Source organism: Anaerocolumna sp. AGMB13020, assembly GCF_033100115.1.
GTDB lineage: Bacteria > Bacillota > Clostridia > Lachnospirales > Lachnospiraceae > Anaerocolumna.
Genome location: NZ_CP136910.1, coordinates 4,111,846 through 4,132,482 on the forward strand (window position 1 = coordinate 4,111,846; position 20,637 = coordinate 4,132,482).

Annotated in this window: 17 protein-coding genes; 8 read left to right on the forward strand and 9 right to left on the reverse strand. The window is 39.9% G+C overall.

The window, feature by feature from the left end; genetic code table 11:
* The 3 genes from R2R35_RS17050 to R2R35_RS17060 all read left to right on the forward strand — a co-directional run bounded on the left by R2R35_RS17050 (position 1) and on the right by R2R35_RS17060 (position 4,768).
* Positions 1-903 (forward strand): carbohydrate ABC transporter permease, encoded by a 903-nt coding sequence (locus R2R35_RS17050; protein WP_317731035.1) that lies wholly within the window; start codon positions 1-3, stop codon positions 901-903.
* 76 nt (positions 904-979) lie between these two features.
* Positions 980-2,596 carry a DUF3502 domain-containing protein gene (locus R2R35_RS17055; protein ID WP_317731036.1) on the forward strand — a complete coding sequence of 539 codons (1,617 nt, stop codon included), beginning with the start codon at positions 980-982 and terminating at the stop codon, positions 2,594-2,596.
* Between the two features lie 426 nt (positions 2,597-3,022).
* Entirely contained in the window at positions 3,023-4,768 is a 1,746-nt protein-coding gene (locus R2R35_RS17060) for a glycoside hydrolase family 35 protein (protein WP_317731037.1), read from the forward strand.
* A 132-nt stretch (positions 4,769-4,900) separates the two neighbouring features.
* Here the strand turns inward: R2R35_RS17060 and R2R35_RS17065 are convergent, their stop codons facing one another.
* Positions 4,901-6,268, reverse strand: coding sequence for an MATE family efflux transporter (locus R2R35_RS17065; protein WP_317731038.1), 1,368 nt, complete (start codon positions 6,266-6,268; stop codon positions 4,901-4,903).
* Between the two features lie 101 nt (positions 6,269-6,369).
* Here R2R35_RS17065 and R2R35_RS17070 point away from each other — a divergent pair, with 101 nt between their 5' ends.
* Positions 6,370-7,275 carry a helix-turn-helix transcriptional regulator gene (locus R2R35_RS17070; protein WP_317731039.1) on the forward strand — a complete coding sequence of 302 codons (906 nt, stop codon included), beginning with the start codon at positions 6,370-6,372 and terminating at the stop codon, positions 7,273-7,275.
* Positions 7,276-7,293: 18 nt separating this feature from the next.
* Here R2R35_RS17070 and R2R35_RS17075 read toward each other — a convergent pair whose 3' ends face one another.
* Positions 7,294-9,714, reverse strand: a complete 2,421-nt coding sequence (locus tag R2R35_RS17075; protein WP_317731040.1) for a glycoside hydrolase family 2 TIM barrel-domain containing protein — start codon at positions 9,712-9,714, stop codon at positions 7,294-7,296.
* A gap of 940 nt (positions 9,715-10,654) precedes the next feature.
* Positions 10,655-11,689, reverse strand: coding sequence for a LacI family DNA-binding transcriptional regulator (locus tag R2R35_RS17080; RefSeq protein WP_033168285.1), 1,035 nt, complete (start codon positions 11,687-11,689; stop codon positions 10,655-10,657).
* Positions 11,690-12,088: 399 nt separating this feature from the next.
* Here R2R35_RS17080 and eno point away from each other — a divergent pair, with 399 nt between their 5' ends.
* A complete protein-coding gene (gene eno, locus R2R35_RS17085) occupies positions 12,089-13,384 on the forward strand; it encodes a phosphopyruvate hydratase (protein WP_317731041.1) in 1,296 nt (431 codons plus the stop codon).
* 171 nt (positions 13,385-13,555) lie between these two features.
* Here eno and R2R35_RS17090 read toward each other — a convergent pair whose 3' ends face one another.
* From R2R35_RS17090 to R2R35_RS17100, 3 genes are all read right to left on the reverse strand, one after another.
* Complete coding sequence (locus R2R35_RS17090; RefSeq protein ID WP_317731042.1) at positions 13,556-14,377, reverse strand: cell wall hydrolase; 822 nt, start codon at positions 14,375-14,377, stop codon at positions 13,556-13,558.
* A gap of 342 nt (positions 14,378-14,719) precedes the next feature.
* Entirely contained in the window at positions 14,720-15,037 is a 318-nt protein-coding gene (locus R2R35_RS17095; protein ID WP_317731043.1) for a hypothetical protein, read from the reverse strand.
* Positions 15,038-15,074: 37 nt separating this feature from the next.
* Complete coding sequence (locus R2R35_RS17100) at positions 15,075-15,326, reverse strand: hypothetical protein (RefSeq protein ID WP_317731044.1); 252 nt, start codon at positions 15,324-15,326, stop codon at positions 15,075-15,077.
* 927 nt (positions 15,327-16,253) lie between these two features.
* Here R2R35_RS17100 and R2R35_RS17105 point away from each other — a divergent pair.
* Entirely contained in the window at positions 16,254-16,541 is a 288-nt protein-coding gene (locus R2R35_RS17105) for a hypothetical protein (RefSeq protein WP_317731045.1), read from the forward strand.
* A gap of 35 nt (positions 16,542-16,576) precedes the next feature.
* Positions 16,577-17,188 carry a hypothetical protein gene (locus tag R2R35_RS17110; RefSeq protein ID WP_317731046.1) on the forward strand — a complete coding sequence of 204 codons (612 nt, stop codon included), beginning with the start codon at positions 16,577-16,579 and terminating at the stop codon, positions 17,186-17,188.
* Positions 17,189-17,310: 122 nt separating this feature from the next.
* On the opposite strand, the gene R2R35_RS17115 is transcribed toward R2R35_RS17110, so the two are convergent.
* Both R2R35_RS17115 and R2R35_RS17120 read right to left on the reverse strand, forming a co-directional pair.
* The gene (locus R2R35_RS17115; RefSeq protein WP_317731047.1) at positions 17,311-18,216 is read right to left on the reverse strand and encodes an IS3 family transposase; all 906 of its coding nucleotides are present in this window, start codon (positions 18,214-18,216) and stop codon (positions 17,311-17,313) included.
* Positions 18,213-18,512: a transposase gene (locus R2R35_RS17120; protein WP_317731048.1), complete on the reverse strand. Its 300-nt coding sequence runs from the start codon at positions 18,510-18,512 to the stop codon at positions 18,213-18,215. The genes R2R35_RS17115 and R2R35_RS17120 overlap by 4 nt, the downstream gene beginning before the upstream one ends.
* Before the next feature lie 195 nt (positions 18,513-18,707).
* On the opposite strand from R2R35_RS17120, the gene R2R35_RS17125 reads away from it, so the two are divergent.
* Entirely contained in the window at positions 18,708-19,172 is a 465-nt protein-coding gene (locus R2R35_RS17125) for a DUF4830 domain-containing protein (protein WP_317731049.1), read from the forward strand.
* An 81-nt stretch (positions 19,173-19,253) separates the two neighbouring features.
* On the opposite strand, the gene R2R35_RS17130 is transcribed toward R2R35_RS17125, so the two are convergent.
* Positions 19,254-20,402, reverse strand: a complete 1,149-nt coding sequence (locus R2R35_RS17130; protein WP_317731050.1) for a S8 family peptidase — start codon at positions 20,400-20,402, stop codon at positions 19,254-19,256.
* Positions 20,403-20,637: the final 235 nt, after the last annotated feature.

The following is a 20,637-nucleotide window of genomic DNA, read 5'->3' on the forward strand; positions in this document are numbered from 1 at the left end:
ATGCAAGAGAATAGTAAAATTAAACTGGGTTCATCAGATATTATCATAAAAACTATTGCTTATATATTTATCGGGCTGTTTTCCTTAGCCTGCCTGTTGCCTTTCATATTAATGATATCCACTTCCTTCAGTACGGAAGGCTTGATCAGAAAAACAGGTTTTGCAATTATACCAAAGGGTTTCACCACATACGCTTATGAACTGGTATTAAGAAACTCCAAGCAGCTGTTCGGCTCTTATGTGGTAACAATATTAATGACAGTAGGTGGTACCTTACTTGGTTTATTCATTATTTCCATGACAGGATACGCACTGCAGAGAAAGGATTTTCCTTTCCGTAATCAGATATCCTTCTATATTTACTTTACAACACTATTTTCAGGTGGTTTAGTTCCTTTCTACCTGTTGATATCCAAATATCTTGGATTAAAAGACAATTACCTGGCAGTATTTCTGCCGCTGCTGATGTCACCCTGGCTGATTATTCTTATGAAGAATTTTATTAAGGCCATACCCTTTGAGATTACCGAATCCGGTAAGATTGACGGTGCCGGTGATATTACCATCTTTGTCAAACTGATTCTGCCAATGTTAAAACCGGCCCTTGCAACAATCGGTTTATTCCTGGCTCTTGGTTACTGGAATGAATGGTATAACTCCATGTTATTCCTATCCGCTAAGGTAGAATACAGACCCTTACAGTATCACTTGTATAAAATCGTCAACGAGGTTGCATCCTTAAAGAACTCCGTTGCAGGCTCCAATGTCGTAGTAACTTCACTTCCTCTGGAAACGCTCAAAATGTCTACAGCGGTTGTGGCAACTGGTCCTATTATTTTACTTTACCCTTTTGTACAGAAGTACTTTATCGCAGGTATCACAGTTGGTGCTGTAAAGGGCTAAAGTGCAAGTAACCCGGTGGTGTTTTTCTTCGCAAGACGAAGTAAACATAGATTAATTATATAACAGGAGGAAATTTATGGGGAAAACATTTAAGAAACTACTTAGCCTCTGCCTGATCTTAAGCATGGCTGTCAGCCTTGCTGCATGTGGTTCAAAAAGCAACAATTCAGGACAGGGAACAGATGGCGGTACAACAACTGCTCCGACAGATGGCGGATCAACCGGCGCAATTGATACATCAAAACATGAAGTTATTAAATTCGTCGTACTTGGTAACAAACCTACCAACGGCCGCTTAGAAGCAATGATGACAGAGCTTAACAAAAAGCTTACAGAAAAAGTTAACGCAGAACTTGAGTTATATTATGTAGAGTGGGCTGACTGGCAGACACAGTATAACCTTCTCTTAGCATCCGGAGATTCCACAATTGACTTAATCGGTACAGCTACCGACTGGTTAGATGCATGGCCTAACTCCAAGAAAGGTGCTTTCTTAGAATTAACAGATGACATGTTAAAAACTTATGCACCTCAGACCTATGCTTCCGTTTCAGAAGATCATTGGAACATGTGCAAATATGATGGCAAGATTTATTTAATACCTGAAGATAACTACAAACAGTGGACAAATCACGGTTTCATGTACCGTGGAGACTGGGCAAAACAGTTCGGTTTAACAAACGGTGTTAACAGCTTTGCTGATCTTGGTAAGTACTTCCAGGGTATCAAAGACAACTATCCTGATGTTATTCCCTGGGATGCAGCAGCAAGCGGCCAGGCATTTGGTTCTCAGTTAGCTGGTGGTTACTTCCAGTCCAATACACAGACTCTTTTCCTTGACGGTTTAGAAGTTCCCGTTTTCTTCGGTGCTTCCAAGGATGATCCTTTTACACTTGTTTCTCCTTACATGGAAGGTCAGGAATACATCGACTTTGCTAAGATGATGAAACAGTGGGGCGATGCTGGATACTGGAGAGAAGACGTACTCAACTACACAGGAGATACCCGTGAAGAGTTCTATGCAGGTCAGACTGGTGCAGATCAGCATCATACGCAGACTTACTACACAACGGTACGTCCTCAGATGGATACCAAACAACCCGGTTCTGATGTTCAGTTCTTCTCTTTCTCAGAGCCAAGCAAGAACCTTGTAAACCTTATTATCACACATGGTGCTTTAGCAGTAGGTGCTAACTCCAAGCATCCTGAAAGAGCTTTAATGGTATATGACTTACTTCGTAATGATGAAGAAATCTACCGTTTATTCAACTATGGTATTGAAGGTACAGATTACGTTGTAACAGATGACGGTAAACTTGGTCGTCCTGAAGGATATGATGATTCAACAGATGCTCTTGGAACGAACTACTGGTATGGACGTAACGATAACTTAGAGCTTGATAACGAAACCTGGTATTCAGGAAAAGCTGATATCTTTGCAAACTATGATTCTTATGCAATTGACTCACCTTACTCACAGCTTGTATTTGAAACAGATGACATTGCATCTTATATGGCTAATATGTCTGATGTATTTGCAAGTTATGTAACTGCTATTGCTTTCGGTAAAGCCGGAGATCCTGAGAAAGCTGTTGCTGATTTCAGAAAAGCAATGAAAGATGCAGGATATGATGAAGTGTATAAAGTGCTTCAGGATCAGTTAACTGCTTACAAAGAGTATTTAGGTAAATAATAATTACGGAGTTACTGATTGAAGAGTAACCTGTATAAATAAGTTGCCCCAAAAAGCTTCATACAAGTTGCAATGTTAATTTGTGGCTTGTATGAAGCTTTGCAACTTTATAGAGAAAGAAAATTGCAATATAGAGAAAGAAAGCTGCAATATAGAGAAAGGTTTGTCATAATTGTTTTTAACATTTTTGTTTCTTCCAGATATAAATACCTCATATGCTAAGCCTGTTTATACCTGGAAGAGGTAAAAATAAATCCGATGAATACATCAGGTAAGAAATACAATAGCGTTATATATTTCTATACATCTTAGAAAGTTTAAGAAAAGAATAGAATTTTAAATCCGGAAATAAGCGCAAGAGCTTTAACAGGTGAATGCCGCTTAACATAAAGAAACATTCAGTTGCAGAAAGGAAGGTTATCTAGCATGCAGAACAAGTTTGACATAAGGGATAAATTTTACCTTAATGGAGATGAAATACAAATAATTTCAGGTGGAATACATTATTTTCGAGTTGTACCTGAGTATTGGAAAGACAGATTAGAAAAATTAAAAGCCATGGGATGTAACACCGTTGAAACGTATGTACCCTGGAATCTTCATGAGGAAGAGAAGGGGAAGTTTAATTTTGACGGTATTCTTGATATAAAGAAATTTATCGAAGTGGCAGGAGAACTGGGATTATGGGTTATTGTAAGACCCTCACCTTATATCTGCGCGGAATGGGAATTTGGCGGGCTTCCAGCCTGGCTGCTAAAAGAGGATGGAATGCGCCTGCGCGGACTTTATGAGCCTTTCTTAAACCATGTGAAGAGTTACTACAAGGAATTGTTTAAGATATTGACCCCTTTACAGATTAATTACGGCGGACCTGTTATTATGATGCAGGTAGAAAACGAATACGGTTATTATGGAGATGATACCGAATATCTTAAGTGGATGGCACAGGTAATGAGAGAGGAAGGTACTGTAGTTCCTCTTGTAACCTCAGATGGGCCTTGGGGAGATGCATTAGACTGCGGAAAAGTAGAAGGTGTACATCCTACCGCTAACTTTGGATCCAAGGTGGCACAGCAATTTGAGATTTTAAAAAAACATACAGACGGACCTTTGATGTGTATGGAATTCTGGGTAGGCTGGTTTGATAATTGGGGAGTAGACAAGCATCAGACTTCAGACCTGGAAGAAAATAAGAAAGATCTGGAAGAAATCATGAAGACCGGAAACGTTAATATCTATATGTTTGAAGGTGGTACGAATTTCGGATTTATGAACGGTTCCAATTATTATGATGTACTGACCCCGGATGTTACTTCTTATGATTATGATGCGGTACTGACGGAGAGTGGTAAGCTTACACCAAAATACGAAGCCTTTAAAGAGATTATCGGAAGATATAAGGAACTTCCAGAGGTGACCTTAACTACAGATATACAGGAAAAGGAATATGGTACAGTTAAACTTCACAGTAAGACCGGTCTGTTTGCAAATCTTAATAATTTGACGGAAAAGCAAACCGGTAAATACCCTGTATCCATGGAAAGAGCTGGGCAGAATTATGGATATATCCTCTATCGTTCAACTCTTAAGAAAGAAAAAAACATAGAAAAAATAAGACTCTACGATGCCAACGACAGGGCACAGTTATTTGTCAACCAGAAGCCGGTATTAACGCTTTATGACAGAGAGCTGTTAACAGAAAGTGAGCTTGCAGTAGAGTTAACGGCTAATAGTCAGCTTGATATTCTGGTGGAAAATATGGGACGTGTGAATTTCGGTCCCAGATTAGAGAAACAGAGAAAAGGAATTGACAGTGGCGTTCAGGTAAATGGTCATCTTATATTTGATTGGGAGATGTACACATTACCTCTAAAGGATATTGATAAAGTAGATTATGAGAAGGATTATGAGGAGGGCAGACCCGGATTTTATAGATTCTTCTTTGAAGCGGAGGAAGCAGGGGATACCTACCTTGATTTTACCGGCTGGGGTAAAGGCTGTGCATTTATCAACGGCTTTAACCTGGGAAGGTTTTGGGAAATCGGCCCGCAGAAAAGACTTTATATACCGGCACCTTTGCTTAAAAAAGGTAAAAATGAAATTGTGCTGTTTGAAACGGAAGGTAAATGGAAGGATGAAATTTACCTGAGCAATGAGCCGGATATCGGCTAGTTCTCCGCAATAAATATAGGAAGAAAAGCACCGTAGCTTCCTGACCGAAGTAGAGCGTGTTTGAAAAATTATTTTTTCAAACACGCTCTAAAATGCCATGGAGCTTCTTCTGCTTAGCGGAATAAAGGGGTGCTAAACAATGGTTTTTGCCTTCCACTTACCGCTTTGAAAACGTCTGAAGTATAATATACCGCGGAACAGCTCATCCATAGCAAAGGCAATCCAGCAGCCTAAGAGCCCCAAACCAAAAACGATACCCAGAAGATAAGCAAAGAGGATGCTTATGACCCAACAAGAGGTGAGAGAAATTATCATGGGGTAGAAGACATCTCCGGCTCCTCTTAAGGAACTATTCTCAATGTGATTAAATCCCCGGCCTATTTCTACCAGTATGTCAAAGAGCATAATCTGATGACCTACTGCAATTATGGCAGGATCGTCCGTAAATATACCAAGCAGATGTTTTCCCAGTAGAAAAATAACCACAGAAAAGAAGATATTACACAGTAAGGTGATTTTCAGATTCTGCTTATTTAGCTGCATAGCCTGTGTGTATTTGCGGGCACCTGCCAAACGGCTGATTATAAGGGAAGTTGCCTGTCCAAGAGCCAATCCGATAACATATACATAGAAGAATATGTTATCCAGATATATCTTGGTGGATACAGCTTCCGTTCCAATGAAGGCCACAATAGAGGTTGAGACCACCTGGGAAAGTGAATAGGACAGATTGGCAATGCCCCCCGGAACACCGATGTAGAGTATTTTCGTTATAAGATTCAGCCTTCTAAAGATTTCTTTGTGAAGATGAGGAAAGAAACCGGAGCGTTTTAGCAGGAAGAACATAAGTATCATACCAAAACATTGGCTGATTACAGAGGATACTGCGATTCCCCAGACCCCTCTTAGTGGAATTTCAAAGGGTCTGAAAACCACCAGGATATTTAACAGAGCATTGATTAAATTTACAAGCAATGAGATTTTGACAGCTGTTTTGGGTTTGCCATAACTCCTGAAAATGCTTGATAAGGCGGAATACACTGCCTGAAAGAAGGAAAAAGTGATGCAGATACGGAAGTATAGGATTGCATCTGACAAAAGCTCGCCTTTTAAGTTCATCATGGTAAGTATAGGTCTGGCTGACAAGGCAAGGATTAGGCCGATTACCAGACTAAGGGCAGCGCTGAAGCAGATGGAGATTATACTTGCATCACCTGCGGTTTCCTTCTTGCCTGCTCCTAAATTCTGACTGATGACGATGGAAGAGCCGGCACTGACCACACCGTAGAAGGTAAATATCATATTAATAAGCTGTGTTGCTGCACCAACAGCTGCAACAGAGTTTTGGGAATAGTGGCTTAAGGAAAGTGTATTAATGGTACCCATGGTATTGATAAGGACCATTTCAATAAAAAATGGGAGAAACAGTGAAGATAAAGTTATGGTACCAGAGGGAGTCTCAATTTTATTCAACTGTTTATCATAAGAAAACAAAGCCATAGCAGGATCCTTTCATTGTAGCGTTCTGACCGACCCACTTAAGAGTATACTTGCGTTGCGATTGTGGAAAAATAACAGTAATTAGAAAGGCAGTGTGTAATATGTTCTATGAATTGAATTCCAGACAGATTCCCAGAGTACGATTAATGAATACAGCAGCCATACAACCGCCTTTTGTACATAACAAAAGAAGGGCAGAGGAGTATATCGTCTACGTGATAAAAAAAGGTGAGATGTATCTGAAAGAAGGCAATGTTAATTATGTGCTTCGTACAGGTGATTTTCTTCTTCTTGACAAAGAATACTTCCATGAAGGTTATAAGGCTTCCCACTGTGAATATTATTATCTGCATTTTAAACAGGAAGATATGAAAAGATTTCCCATGCCTCCGGAAGAGGAGTTTATTAAGTTTATTCTGTCAAGACACAACGATTCTCTGAAAAGTGATCCTTTTTCTTATAAAACCATAGACAATGATGTCTTGTTGCTGCCCAAGTATTATCATTTTAACAGTATGGCGGATTTTATTAAGGTGAGCTGCCTTTTGGATGAGGCCATAAAACATAACAAAGACCATATGGACAATTATAAAATTATGTGTTCCATTAAGGTAATGGAAGCCTTTATAGAAACATATCGAAGCTATTTGCTGTACACACTTCAGAAAAGTACCTCTGTTATGCCCAAATCCTATCATAAGGTTCAAATGCTGTTGGAATATCTAAACACGGAATATGCCAGAAAGATTACCAGTCATGATATAGAAGAAATATCGGGCAGTAATTTTGATTACATAAACCGCATATTTAAGAAAATGACTCATAAAACAATTTTTACTTATCTGAATTCTGTACGTATTAATCATGCAATGGAGCTGATCACCACCACAAACATGAAAATGTCTGAGGTGGGTCAGTCCGTTGGATTTACGGATTTATATTATTTCAGTAAGGTATTTAAAAAAGCGGTGGGGGTATCTCCTTCTAATTACAACAGAGAAGGCTGAAGTAATTCTTCAAAGCTGTTAAAGAGTTATACTTCTTGTCTTCAGGCTGCTGCCTTTTACAGTAAGGACCCCTTGGCTATCTTCGCTAAGGGCAGCATAGATAAGAAGCTTTCCGTTATAAGCGCGACGTTCTAAGGAAGTATATTCTCTTACATCGGCTAAATTACCATTCTCAAGACCAAGGATCTTACCACCCTCTAAGGAGACTCTTAGTAAGCTGCTGTCTGTTAAGCAAGGAAGGCCATTACCGTCAATGAGGGTTACTTCTATCTGTTTTAAGCGAAAGCCGTCAAAGGTTAAAATATCTTCTACATAAGCTTTATTAAAGGCTAAGATTTCAGCAGAGGGTTCCCAGTTTGTAAGAGAAATATCGCAGGGTGCACCATTTGTAAGAAGAAGATCTGAAGTAATTTCCGTTTCGTTATTCTTTAAGTAACCAACCGCTTTTAATTCTCCGGGTTCAAAGGACAGGGTAAAAGGGATGTAGCCCAGAGTGTCATCATAAGCTTTTCTTCCCAGGCTCTTACCATTAACAAACAATTCGATACCATCCAGATTGGTATAACATCTTATTTCAACCTTTTCTTCCGGAATATAATTATAACTGCGGAACATTTCTTTCCATTCCCATTCGGTAGCGGCTTCGTTCTCAGTTTCTGCAGCTCTGGCTGTTGTTAAATATACCGTAGGCTCTGACTGCCAGAAGCTCTTTCTGCGGTAGAAGGAGGTCTTTTTAAACCCTGCGGTTGTAAGCAGTCCGGCATAGGAGCCTCTTATGGGCCAGCCGTGGGCTTCTCCAAGGTAATCAATTCCTGTCCATAGGTATTGACCAGAGATATAGTCACAGTCTCTTACTGCTTTCCAGGCACTTAAGGAGTGACTGTTCTCACTGCCCAGGAAAGGTTTGTCAGGAAAACGTCCATGATCTCTTTCATACCATTCTTCCTTATAGTTGTAACCTACCACATCAAAAGAATCAATGTAGCCTAAGAAGGTTGAAAGCTCAGGAAAAGCTACGGCAGCGGTAACCGGTCGGGTTGTATCTGAAGTCTTTACAATGCGGGTTAAATTGGCTGCTATTACAGAAAGTCTTTCTGCATTAGGTTTATTCGGGTTATACTCTCTTTCGGCAGAGGGTTTGTCTTTATCATTGTTTCCGGTCATGGTTGTAAAGAGGGGATGGCAATAAGGGTCGTTTGGATAATCTATTTCATTGCCGATGCTCCACATAATGATACTTGGATGATTTCTGTCTCTTTTAATCAGATCGGTCAGGTCCTGTTCATGCCACTGAGGGAAATCCTCCGCATAACCCTGATGTCTGGGCGGATACACATTATGTCCTGTCCACCATTTATTCTTAGGGCTTTCCCACTCGTCAAAAGCTTCATCCATTACCAGGAAACCTAAAGCGTCACAAAGGTCATAAAGCTCAGGCATATGAGGATTATGGCTCATTCTGATGGAATTACAGCCCATTTCCTTTAAAGCCTCCAGTCTTCTAAGCCATACGGAGGGAAGCACGGCGGCACCAAGACAACCTGCATCATGGTGAACGCAGACACCTTTTAATTTCAGTGGTTCATCGTTTAAGTAAAACCCATTATCCGCTGTGAAACGGAAACTTCTGATTCCTACCATGGATTCATAGTTTTGCTGCGTGTTGCTTGCACCTGTAATCGACTGAGCTTTGATTTCGGTAGTAAGTTTATAAAGATTTGGTTCATTTACTGACCACAGCATAGGAGAGGAGAGCAGACCTTCTACAGTTATCTCCTTCTTCTCATTAGGACTTAGTCGTAAGGAGCTGGTGACAGTAAGAGCTTCTTTTGCCTTAAAACCAAGAGTGTGCTTCACTGTGACTTCAGCAGCTTCAGCAGCTTCATTTATAATAGTGGAGGTAATCTTTACAGAGGCCTCCTCTTTTGAAACCTCAGGAGTGGTAAAGAAAATGCTGTTATACTCTGCGTAAACGGGTTCTTCAGCAGTGACAGTGACTTTTCGGGTGATACCGGAACCTGTAAACCAGCGGGAATCAGAGATATCCTTGTGGTCTACTCTGACAGCCATAACATTAGGGGTGTCGCCAAAAACGGCCTGCTCGGTGATATCATAACGGAAGGTTGCATAACCGAAGGGACGTTTTCCAAGATAATAACTGTTGCACCATACCTGACTGTTCTTATAAACACCGTCAAAGGTTATAAAGATCTTCTTTCCCTTTAATTCCTCCGGAAGATAAAAGGAACCACGATACCAGCCGATTCCTCCTGCCAGATAACCGGTACCGCTGGAATATTCCTTGGAAAAAGGCATATGCACGGACCAGTCGTGTGGAACGGTAACTGCTTCCCAGCTGCTGTCATCGTAACCCTTATACCAGGCCTCCGGGCAGTCATTATATTGGAATTTCCAATTGTTTAATAGTTGTGTATTCATATTTTGCTCCCATCTGCATGCTTTAGCACGCGTTTTAAAATCAGGCATAGACTTCGGTATAAGAACTGTCTGTTTATTTCGTATTACATCCTGCATAATACAGGTTTGGAATTACTACTTATCTACAAGCTATGCTTTCTAAATTTGTGTGCACTTACCTACACAAATGTTACTTTTATTATAGTTTTTTCCCTGCTTAATACAATGGCTAATAAATGTTTAAATTGTAATATAGCGACTTTTAGTTGGGTTTTCAAGTAATTTCGTTGTATTGCACAAATATTACTGAGAGTATATTATTTAAAAGAATGAATTCGGTTTCATAAACTGTGGATAAAGTGGTTTTTTAAGAAAATATAAAAATTGATTATTTGTCAATATTGCATAAATGTTGTTACTAAAGATTTATAAATAGGACTACTGGTGATACCATTTTGTACTGGATATCCTTATCCTTTGACAGAGGACTGCTTTCTTTTTGTATTTATGAAGTGAAGGAATAGTTAACGCAAGACCGCATTATAATTTTTCCTTATTCTTTAATTTTATATGCGGTATTTTTTATTTAATAGGAAATTGTGTTTGCATTCTATTACATAAAAGCCCTGCTGGGTTGAGAATATGACATGCGAAAGCGAGAATATCACTATGTTGAAATCGAAGTATTGGTATCCGTCAGGGCAGATGCTTTCTCGGCCTATCCTTATCCTATTGGAAATGCTGTATACTGCAGTATTTATTGTGCTTCGCACCTTTCTGTTATTCCCCAAAAGGGCACAGACGGTATTCTTTGGGGATTTTCATGAATGCCAGAATATAATGAAGCGGTTGGCTAAAAGAAGAATGCCGAAAGAGACGGAAAAAACAAAAAGCCCTGCAGCAGGGAAAGGGTAAAAGAGCTGCAGGGTAAGAGATAGGTTATTTCAGATGATACATAAATTTATCTTAAAGCATCAATCGGGTGGATGACGGAAACAGTAGCTCCTTTATCAAGTTCACCCGGCACATTTATATACTCTGCAAGTGCTGTCTTGGGCTTCTCGATTAACTCTATGAGCTTCAGTCCGGCATATCTGCCGATTTTATCAGTGTCCTGACTGATGGTGGTAAGCTGGGGTTCCAGGTATTTGGTGGTCTTAATACCATCGTAACCTGCTATGGAGATATCCCTCGGAATTTTTAATCCCTTGGATTTGATAGCATTTATTCCTCCTAGACACGCAAAATCATCCGGAAAGAGAATACAGGTTGGAGGATCAGGCAGTTCTAACAGCTGGCTGGTCATCTCGGCAGTCGTAAAGATATCTCGGAAGGCTGAAGCCTTGATATATTCGTCGGGAATCTCTACACCGTATTCCTCTGCTGTCCGGTAAAGGGCAGTGAGCCTTATGGTAGTTACATAGTTGTTTCTTTCGCCGTGAATGTATGCTATCTTGCGATGGCCGCATTCATAGACATATGTAAACAAATCCTGCATACCTTTAATATTGTCAGACATAATACCGGTTCTTCCGTTGAATATATGATCTATGGTCACCACCGGAAGATCACTCTGTATCAGCTCTGTTACCTCTGGATTATCATAATCGATGCAGGCTATGATTACTCCGTCAAAACCTCTGTATCTGCAATGCTCCAGATAAGACATCTTATCCTTACGCTGCTTGCTGCCGCTGATGAAGGTGATATCATAACCCTGCTGTTCTACCGTCACCTTAAAGCTTTCAAGTACATTCCCAAAGTAATCATGGGTCAGACCGCTTCTTGCTTCATCTATGAATAACACACCAATATTAAAGCTCTTGTTGGTTTTGAGTGCCCGGGCTGATGAATTGGGAAAATAGCCCATTTCCTTGGCGGTTTTTCGTATCAGTTCCCTGGTATCCTCCCCGATATCTTTGTGGCCATTCAGTGCTTTACTAACGGTGGCTACGGATACTTTACAGGCTATGGATATATCTTTCATGGAGACCATGCTTTAATCCTCCCAGTAATTCTCTCAATATTATAACAATTTATATGTATATTTTGACCAACGTAAACGATTAAGGATAGGATTAGTGTATAATATTTTACTAGAAAAAGCAAGAAAATTTTCCGGATTTTTTCGGTTTTCGTACAGTTGTTTTCTAAAAAACATGGAAATAATTTCATTTGCCTGAAAAAAATTAACAGGTAGCAATAAAATCAAAAGAGTTCTTATTGATAACCATTATCAAATTATATCTTGTATTCTGATTTCGTTTGTGGTAGTATTTGGGTAGGTCTAAGGTAAATGTGACTGTTCAGGCTCAGCCGATATATATAGGAAATGTATGAAACATCTGAAGGGCTTAACGGCCACGACGACTAATTATAAAAGGAGGAACACCAAATGAAATACTTAGAAATTGAGAAGGTAACAGGCAGAGAAATTATTGACTCCAGAGGTAATCCTACTGTGGAAGCAGAAGTGGTGTTAAAGGATGGTACAATAGGAAGAGGAGCAGCTCCAAGCGGTGCCTCCACCGGTATCTTTGAAGCATTGGAATTAAGAGATGAGGATAAAAACAGATTCGGCGGAAAAGGTGTATTAAAGGCAGTTGCGAATATCAACGGACCTATCAGTGAGGCTTTAAAGGGTAAGAATGCTGCGGATATCTATGCAGTAGATGCAGCAATGATCGCTCTTGATGGAACCAAAGACAAATCAGGACTTGGTGCCAATGCTATTCTTGCAGTATCCATCGCGGCAGCAAGAGCAGCAGCAACTGCACTTGAACTCCCTTTGTATAAGTTCTTAGGCGGCAGCGCAGGCAACAAACTTCCGGTGCCTATGATGAACATCCTAAACGGTGGTGCTCACGCTGCCAATACCGTTGACGTTCAGGAATTCATGGTTATGCCTACCGGTGCAGAAAGCTTTAAGGAAGGACTTCGTCAGTGTACAGAAGTATTCCATGCACTTGCGAAAATATTAAAAGAAAAGGGTCTTGCTACTTCCGTTGGTGATGAAGGTGGTTTTGCACCTGACCTTGCCAGTGATGAAGAGGCAATTCAGTTAATCCTGCTTGCTATTGAAAAAGCCGGTTATGTACCTGGTAAAGACTTCGTACTTGCTATGGATGCTGCCTCCAGTGAATGGAAAGGCAAAGAAAAGGGCGAGTATGTTCTTCCAAAAGCAGGGACACATTTCACAAACAAAGAATTAATTGCTCACTGGAAAGAGCTTACAGAGAAATATCCTATCTACTCCATTGAAGATGCTCTGGATGAAGAAGACTGGGAAGGCTGGGAGTTACTTACCAAAGAGCTTGGTAGCAAAGTACAGTTAGTTGGTGATGATCTGTTCGTTACCAATACCAGCAGACTGAAAAAGGGTATTGAACTTGGCTGCGGTAATTCCATCCTGATCAAACTGAACCAGATCGGCTCCGTATCAGAGACGCTGGAAGCTATTAAGATGGCACACAAAGCAGGCTACACCGCAATTTCCTCTCACCGTTCCGGTGAAACAGAGGATACTACCATTGCAGATCTGGCTGTAGCTCTTAATACCTGCCAGATTAAGACCGGGGCACCCAGCAGAAGTGAGCGTGTTGCGAAATACAATCAGCTGTTACGCATAGAAGAAGAACTCGGAACAAGTGCTCAGTATCCTGGCTTTGATGCTTTTAACATCAAAAGGTAATTGGTAGAGGTTGTAAGTAATGTACTGTTATAAAAGCAGGTTTGTAAATTGCTCAATCTGTAAGATAAATCTTAGTATAATAGATATCTGTATTTAACAATAAAAGCTGCGGCAGATTACTGCCGCAGCTTTTATTGAAAGGAAATCTATGGTTGATTCGTTGTAAGCTTATTATTTAACAAAAACCATGTTACCAAATTTAGCTGTCTGGGGTTTAGCCCATAGCCACTCGTTGGTGGAACTGTCGTCAAAGTAGAACATTGCGCCTTTTGAGGGATCGGTTCCTAACAGGGCTTCTCCTGCAGCTTTGATGGCTATATCGGATGCGGGTTTCTTAATATAACCATTCTTAACGGGTGTGAACTGGTAGTAACCGCCGGGGACATCATTTATAACAGCAGTTATGGTATCAGGCCATTCTTTACTTTGTACACGATTGACTACGACACCTCCGATAGCAACCATTGCTTTATAAGGCTGTCCGGTAGCTTCTGCAGTAATCAATCTTGCCAGTAAATCTTTTTCTTTCTGAGTATATTTAATTACTGCTTTTGAGGATGCAGCCTCTACTTTAGCGGAAGTTGTAGCAGTTGTGGCAGTTCTTGCAGTAGCAGTAGTTTTTGCAGTGGTTTTTATGCCTGGAAGTATCAGTTTCTGGCCTACTTTTAAGGTATCATTGTACTTGTTATTGGCTTTTCTTAAGTTGGCAAGGGAAATCTTATTTGCTTTTGCAATCTTATTGAGGGTATCCCCTTTCTTTACTGTATATATCTTAGCGGAGATCGTTAATTTCTGCCCCTTTTGTATTGTATCGCTTTTTAAGTTGTTGGTTTTCTTTATGGTAGCCACAGTAGTCTTGAACAATTTACTGATTTTATATAAAGAATCGTTTGCTGCAACCTTGTATGTGGCGGCAGATACATTTGCCTGGCAAAGTACAAGGGATAGTAAAGATGCAGCTAACACAACTCGTACAGATTTCAATTTTATCATAAAAGCCTCCTATTGGTGGGCCAAAGCTCGGCGTCAACGGGTTAACAATATTGTAATATATTTGTCACAATTAGACCATATGGCATTACTGGAAATAAAGCCAGATCTAAACAAAACTACAGATAACAGGTGAGTCTGGAAGGAAAAGGGGAGAAAGTAGTTATAGGAGGGAACCCCTTCAGAATAACAAAAAGCTGTTATACTACCCATTTATAATGGAAGGAAGGTCAATCAGACAGAACTGCTTTCTGTAAGTCTGCAGTGAGGCTAATTGATATTTCTTCCTTGTATAAAGGGATAGCTAACAGCTAATGAGTGAATAAATTTGTTAAGAAGGATACTTTAAACGTTTTGGAGACGAATGTCAGTTACAGCTCCGGTTAATTTCTGTTCTTTCAGCTTATCGTTTATAATCTTTAGCACATCCTCACGATAAATAGAGAAAATTCCGGAGAGTAGTTTATTCATATCCTGACCAGGAAGTTCGGCAAATGCAGCCGTAAGCATTCTGGCAGGGGCGTCACCCAACCCGTTAATGAGGTTTACGACCTCTTTTGATTTCTCGTCCCTGGAGGAGAGATTATCAAGGATCATAGGAATAAGTCCTGCTAGAAACTCACCATAATTGATTTCATCAAAGGTTACTTCTAATTTTAACATCGTTGGCTCCTATCTGCGTGTTCTGACACGCCTTGCTCTATAACTCTTTTTGATATTTCAACTGAATATTATTTACTTTAAGGGGAAGGGATTTTTTTTCTGTATTTTTGTTAATTTCCCGGATTATCTTGTCCCTGTTAGCATTAATAAGGAAAGCAGTAAGCTGTTCTTTGGCAGGGAGGATACGTATGCCGGCTTTAAGCAAGATACCAGCCAGGTCCTCGGGAAGGAATTTTTCCGCAGCCTCGTTAAAGTTGAGATCTCGGATATTGACTGAAAATCTTAGCATGGGAATCTCCTTTCTTGGCAGTTTTTTCTATTATATATGATGTGTGGGAATTAGACAAGGTTGGATATAGAACGGGAATAGATATTGGAAATGCTTGGTGGTAGTGAAAGGCTGACGGTAGTGAAAGGCTGACGGTAGTGAAAGGCTGACGGACGAGGATTTGTGGTTCTGTTTCGCTGTATTTTCTTCGAGAATCCCTATTCCACTAAAGTGACAGGAACTATTCATGGCAGGTAAAAAAGTGCCAAACTCGCTGTATCTCTTTGGGGATGGAGGTGTATTTTGCTCAGACAGTGGCACTGTTTTACCTATTCATAGTTTCTGTCACTTAAGTGTCATAAGGATTCTCTCAAGGCAATACTGCGAAACAGAACTACAAATCCTCTGTGTGTTGGCTGTTGCGTAGGTTGGATGTTTTTCGTTGGAGGGTGGAGAGGAAAATGATGTACAATTAGTTTGATTTGCAATATTTTTAATCGGTTTAGTGTATTTAAGGTATGGCTGCCTTTTATAGTGTATGGGGAAGAGATTGGTTTGTGCAGAATTATTAGTTGGATTGTAAAGATTTATTACTTTACTTGAAATATTTCTATATTTGTCATGTGAAGATTTATTGCTTGAATTGTAAGCTATTATTCCGCTGGTTTATGAGTGTATGTATTTTTGTTTGGAGCTAAATTTATGTTGTTAGAAATAATTAGAAATAGTATAATAATTACAGAGATTGTAGCGGGTTAAGGATTTTTCTATATTGGGAGTAAATTTTATGTATAATCGTTTAACAGATCCTTCAAGTATTAACAAACAAGTAATTCCTAAGAAGAAAAATGAGATTTATAACAGGGAGTACCTTGATGACCTCTTTATTATCTGCTTTTTGAGATGAATTTATCATACCAGCCTGCCAAGGGGTTGGAATTTCAGGTAATGGAATATTCAAAGAAAGATAAAATACTTACTCTTAAGATCAGCAGTGGTACTCCGTTAGCGGATAATTATAGCATTGAATCCTATGAAAGCAATAACAAGGATGTTTTTATACGCATTCGTAAACCGTTGTTAGCCTTAAGACCCGACAAGGGTAGAAGTGGAGAGGATTCAGATTCCTTTAGTATTACCTGCCAGATTTTTGCTGAGTTAAATGACAATGTTTATTTTAAAGGTACGGAGAGTGAAGAGGCTATATATATATGGTCGGAGAATAGGGTTAATTAGTTATGCTGGGTTAGCAGCAGATTGAGAGAAATTAAATGTACGGAAATACGAATTTAAGTAGAAATACAAATGATAATAGAAATACAAATGATAATAGAAATACAAATGATAATAGAAATATAAATGGAAATAGAAATACAGATGGAAACAGAAATACAAATGGTAACAGAAACAAAAATGGAAATAGAAATACAGATGGAAACAGAAATACAAAAGGAAACAGAAATACAAATGGAAACAGAAACAAAGGAAACAGAAATACAAATGGAAACAAAATGAGAAGAATCAAGAAACATGACCTGATGATTCTGTTGCTTGTGACCTTTAGTGCACTTTTTGTTATGGGAAAGGATACGTTTTTTCAAGAGGGAGATCCACTTCAATATGTTAAGCCTATTTTTATGCTGATAATAGGCAATGAATATGCTAAGGCGGAGAGAGTGGATGCCAAAGGGGAGCAAGAAACGGTATATCTTACGAGAAAAGCGGATAGTGAGGCTTTGTTTTCTTACATAGAAGATAAGTATCAGGTTAAATTCAAAGAACAGATGGGTGGAGGGTACCTATTCGAAGGTGCATCAAAGAACAGAGTTTTAACGGGAAGAATATATCTGAAGTATTTTACTATATGGACAATTTCTCCCTGACGGTAAAAGTAGCATAATTATATTTAGTAAACCAGAGTATTATATACTGAGAAAGCAGGAACCGGAAACATTATGGTCCTATGTCAAGATTTAGTACAAATTAAAATGAGAAGTTCTGCATGTTAAGCAGCAGGCAGAGACTTAGCCCTCTCATACAGTTTTTCATATTCGTCTGGAGACAAATAATCACAATAGCTGTGTATTCTGACGGTGTTATAAAAGGCTTCAATATATTCAAAAACAAGCTTATATGCATGGTTGTAGTTATGAATACTAAACCGGTTCAACCATTCTCGTTTGATGAGAGAATGGAAAGATTCAATACAGGCATTGTCGTAAGGATAGCCAGTATGAGAATAACTTCGTTGCATATTTACAGTGGCTTCTCGCCAGGCATTAGAAACATACTGGCTACCACGGTCTGAGTGTATAATCAAAGGAAAATCGGTGTCTCGACAAGCTTTTGCTTTATTGATTGTTTCGATAACGGAACACACTTCCATAGTATCAGAAAGAGTCCAGGCAATAATCTTTCTCGCAAATAAGTCCATAACGCAGTTGAGATAGACAAATCCGTCCTGTGTCCAAATGTAAGTGATATCGGTACACCAGACAGCATTAGGGCGTTCTGGATTAAACTGTTCATCAAGAATGTTGTGAAGTTCATCACTGAAATCAGAGTCTCTGGTTGTAGTGGTCCAAGGTCTAATCCACTGAGCTTTGATACCCATTTCACGCATGTATTTACCTACTGTGCGCTGGGCAATGGTTTCCCCAGATTTGCGAAGTTCCTTGGTGATTTTAGGAGCGCCGTAATTCTGTTTTGAACTATCATAAATCTTCTGGATTTCCTTTTTGACAGCCTCTTTACGTTGCTTGGTGGAAGAGACTTTTCGGTTCAGAAAAGCATGATATCCAGAGCGAGACACGCCTAAAAATTTCAGCATTCCGGAAGTAGAGACTCGGCGTTTTGTGACTTTAGATGCCTCTACCTTGGCAGAAACTTCGGTATAGATAGCTTCTGTCAATCTTTCCCCAGAATGCCGATGGCTTTTTTTAACACATCAAGTGCATCCTGAGCGTCACGGAGCTCACGTTTGAGACGAGCGATTTCCTTTTGTTCATCTGATTCGTAGTTACCGGAACCTCTAACGGGAATGTCACCATCATGGTCACGGAACTGAGCCTCCCATTTGGCTAAGGTACTTATACCAATTCCGAGATTCTTGGCACATTCAACCTGTGTAAGATCAGGATGTTCCTTGCGATAGTTGATAGCATCCAACTTGAACTGCTTAGTGTGTTGTTTTGATTTTCTTGGCATAATGAGTTCCTCCTCTTGTTATTATACATTATTTCAAGGGATTGTCTCATTTTGTTTTGTACTAATTAGATGCTAACATCATTATTAACTGGGAAGCATGTTTAGGTAGTTTGACATCGTATTTGGTAAACAAGAGTATAAGAACACAGAAAATTTCATATTGGTGCCGCTTAAGACGGCGAAAGAGAGGAAAGTATGACTAAAATATCCAGAGGTAAATTATACTTTGCAGTTAGTGCAACGGTTCTATTGATCTGCCTATTTATTGTACTTACTTACAAAATCTACTATCCGGTTCTGCATAGTGAAAAAGTTCTGAGTGAATATGGCTGGGATATCGCAAGCAGTGATAAGTTTAGTAAAACTACGCCTATATTATCAAAAGACTTTTTGAATCAGGAACTTACAAAACTACAGATTGCAGCGTCTGTGCAGATTGGTCTTGACCCAAGGAATTATGAAGGAGAAGCTTTTCGAAAGTATTCCTTTGACCTGCTGCAGGAAGGTCTTAGTAAGAAGCTAAGGGCAGACATCTGGATGCAGGATAATAAAAGTATCTGTGCTTATATATACCATACAGAAGATAATATTGCTATAAAGTACTGGTCACCTGATACATCTTATGAAGAAATTCTTGAGGATCTTGCTGAAGGAATGTAGTTGAAATGGAAAATGTAACTTTTGTCCTGACTGATTGAAAATATTCAATTAGTCAGGACAAAACCTCTGTCACCACTCTGGTTATTGTGTCAGCATAAAAGTATTTCTTAAACACAAGGCACCATAACCAAAGGTTGGGTTGGGATACACCGGTTCGAAAGGAAGCTCTCTGGCTCCTGCAATCAGATAGGCACGCATCTTCTCGCCGTACATAAAGAGGTCGTGTCCATCTACTATTCCCCACTGCATCATCAGGGCACAACTGCCGGTTACAAATGGAGTTGCCATACTGGTACCGGAGCGAACGGTATAACCGCCTCCGGGGGAACAGGAATTTATATTTACACCTGGCGCTACCAGATCCGGTTTAATGGGAAAACCACCCCTTGGAAAACCTCTTCCTGAAAAATAAGCAAGGCTGTCATTAGAGCCATCATAAGCGCCTACAGAGATTACTCTTTCAGCTGTTGAGGGAATAGTAAGAGTCGTCACTTCGGTGGGCCTTAAAAACGCTGTCTGAGGATTTAATACCCCTCCTGACGGAAGCCACATATCGTAATTTCCTACTACAATACTGCGCGGAATCAGTTCGATGGTCCATATACCGGATTCCACGTAATCGTTCACCGGTATAAATTCCAGATAAATTTCCTGCTGGCTGTTATAGGGTACCGGTTTTCCGTAATACAGATAGATTTCTGTGGGACCGATACGAAACTGCTGAGTTCCAAGCCGTTCTGGGATTGGTCCTACCCTGGTCCCACCGGGAGATGTTATTGCAATATCAAACTGGTCATAAAAGTTCTTCCAAAGCTGCAGGTTAAAGGTGAACTCATATTCTCCAACAGCCAGCTCCACCAGTTCTCTTGACGCACCCGGAGTCATACTCAATACTCCGCTGGTATGTTTTGCTGCGGTGCCTTCATTTCCTGTTCCCACACAGATATTTATACGCCCTCTGTTGGCAATATCGCTCATGTAGGTCTCCAGAAGAGAATTCCCTGTATGGGAACCATAGTTGGTGCCAAAGCTGATATTAATAGCCATAGGCCTGTTCAAAGCAAGGGAGCGTTTTACGCAGAAATCGATCCCCTGCATTAACTGAGTAGTCCTTGGAAAGGAGTTGCTGATGGAGGACCCAAGCTTTACGATCAGCAGCTCACTCTGGGAAGCTACGCCACGGTACAGACCATTACTGGCTCTGCCATTTCCTGCTGCTATGCCGGTCACATGTGTCACATAGTTGAAATCGAAAATTGTATATATGCCGAAAATACTGATAAATCAAGATATTGACAGGTGAAATATAAGCCGATCAGTGTCTTTTTTATTGCAGTTCTATCGGTATTACGAGGAATATTTTTTCTTGCGGTCAGAATGTTCTTACCTTAATGGAACTGTTTTTATTGATTGAACAATGGGCAGGTGAAATTTGACAAAATTCCAATATGTGTTATAATATCCA

Coding starts and splice junctions, on each gene's coding strand:
- R2R35_RS17050 (WP_317731035.1), top strand. CDS start 1: ATGCAAGAGAATAGTAAAATTAAACTGGGTTCATCAGATATTATCATA.
- R2R35_RS17055 (WP_317731036.1), top strand. CDS start 980: ATGGGGAAAACATTTAAGAAACTACTTAGCCTCTGCCTGATCTTAAGC.
- R2R35_RS17060 (WP_317731037.1), top strand. CDS start 3,023: ATGCAGAACAAGTTTGACATAAGGGATAAATTTTACCTTAATGGAGAT.
- R2R35_RS17065 (WP_317731038.1), bottom strand. CDS start 6,268: ATGGCTTTGTTTTCTTATGATAAACAGTTGAATAAAATTGAGACTCCC.
- R2R35_RS17070 (WP_317731039.1), top strand. CDS start 6,370: ATGTTCTATGAATTGAATTCCAGACAGATTCCCAGAGTACGATTAATG.
- R2R35_RS17075 (WP_317731040.1), bottom strand. CDS start 9,714: ATGAATACACAACTATTAAACAATTGGAAATTCCAATATAATGACTGC.
- R2R35_RS17080 (WP_033168285.1), bottom strand. CDS start 11,689: ATGGTCTCCATGAAAGATATATCCATAGCCTGTAAAGTATCCGTAGCC.
- eno (WP_317731041.1), top strand. CDS start 12,089: ATGAAATACTTAGAAATTGAGAAGGTAACAGGCAGAGAAATTATTGAC.
- R2R35_RS17090 (WP_317731042.1), bottom strand. CDS start 14,377: ATGATAAAATTGAAATCTGTACGAGTTGTGTTAGCTGCATCTTTACTA.
- R2R35_RS17095 (WP_317731043.1), bottom strand. CDS start 15,037: ATGTTAAAATTAGAAGTAACCTTTGATGAAATCAATTATGGTGAGTTT.
- R2R35_RS17100 (WP_317731044.1), bottom strand. CDS start 15,326: ATGCTAAGATTTTCAGTCAATATCCGAGATCTCAACTTTAACGAGGCT.
- R2R35_RS17105 (WP_317731045.1), top strand. CDS start 16,254: ATGGAATATTCAAAGAAAGATAAAATACTTACTCTTAAGATCAGCAGT.
- R2R35_RS17110 (WP_317731046.1), top strand. CDS start 16,577: ATGTACGGAAATACGAATTTAAGTAGAAATACAAATGATAATAGAAAT.
- R2R35_RS17120 (WP_317731048.1), bottom strand. CDS start 18,512: ATGCCAAGAAAATCAAAACAACACACTAAGCAGTTCAAGTTGGATGCT.
- R2R35_RS17125 (WP_317731049.1), top strand. CDS start 18,708: ATGACTAAAATATCCAGAGGTAAATTATACTTTGCAGTTAGTGCAACG.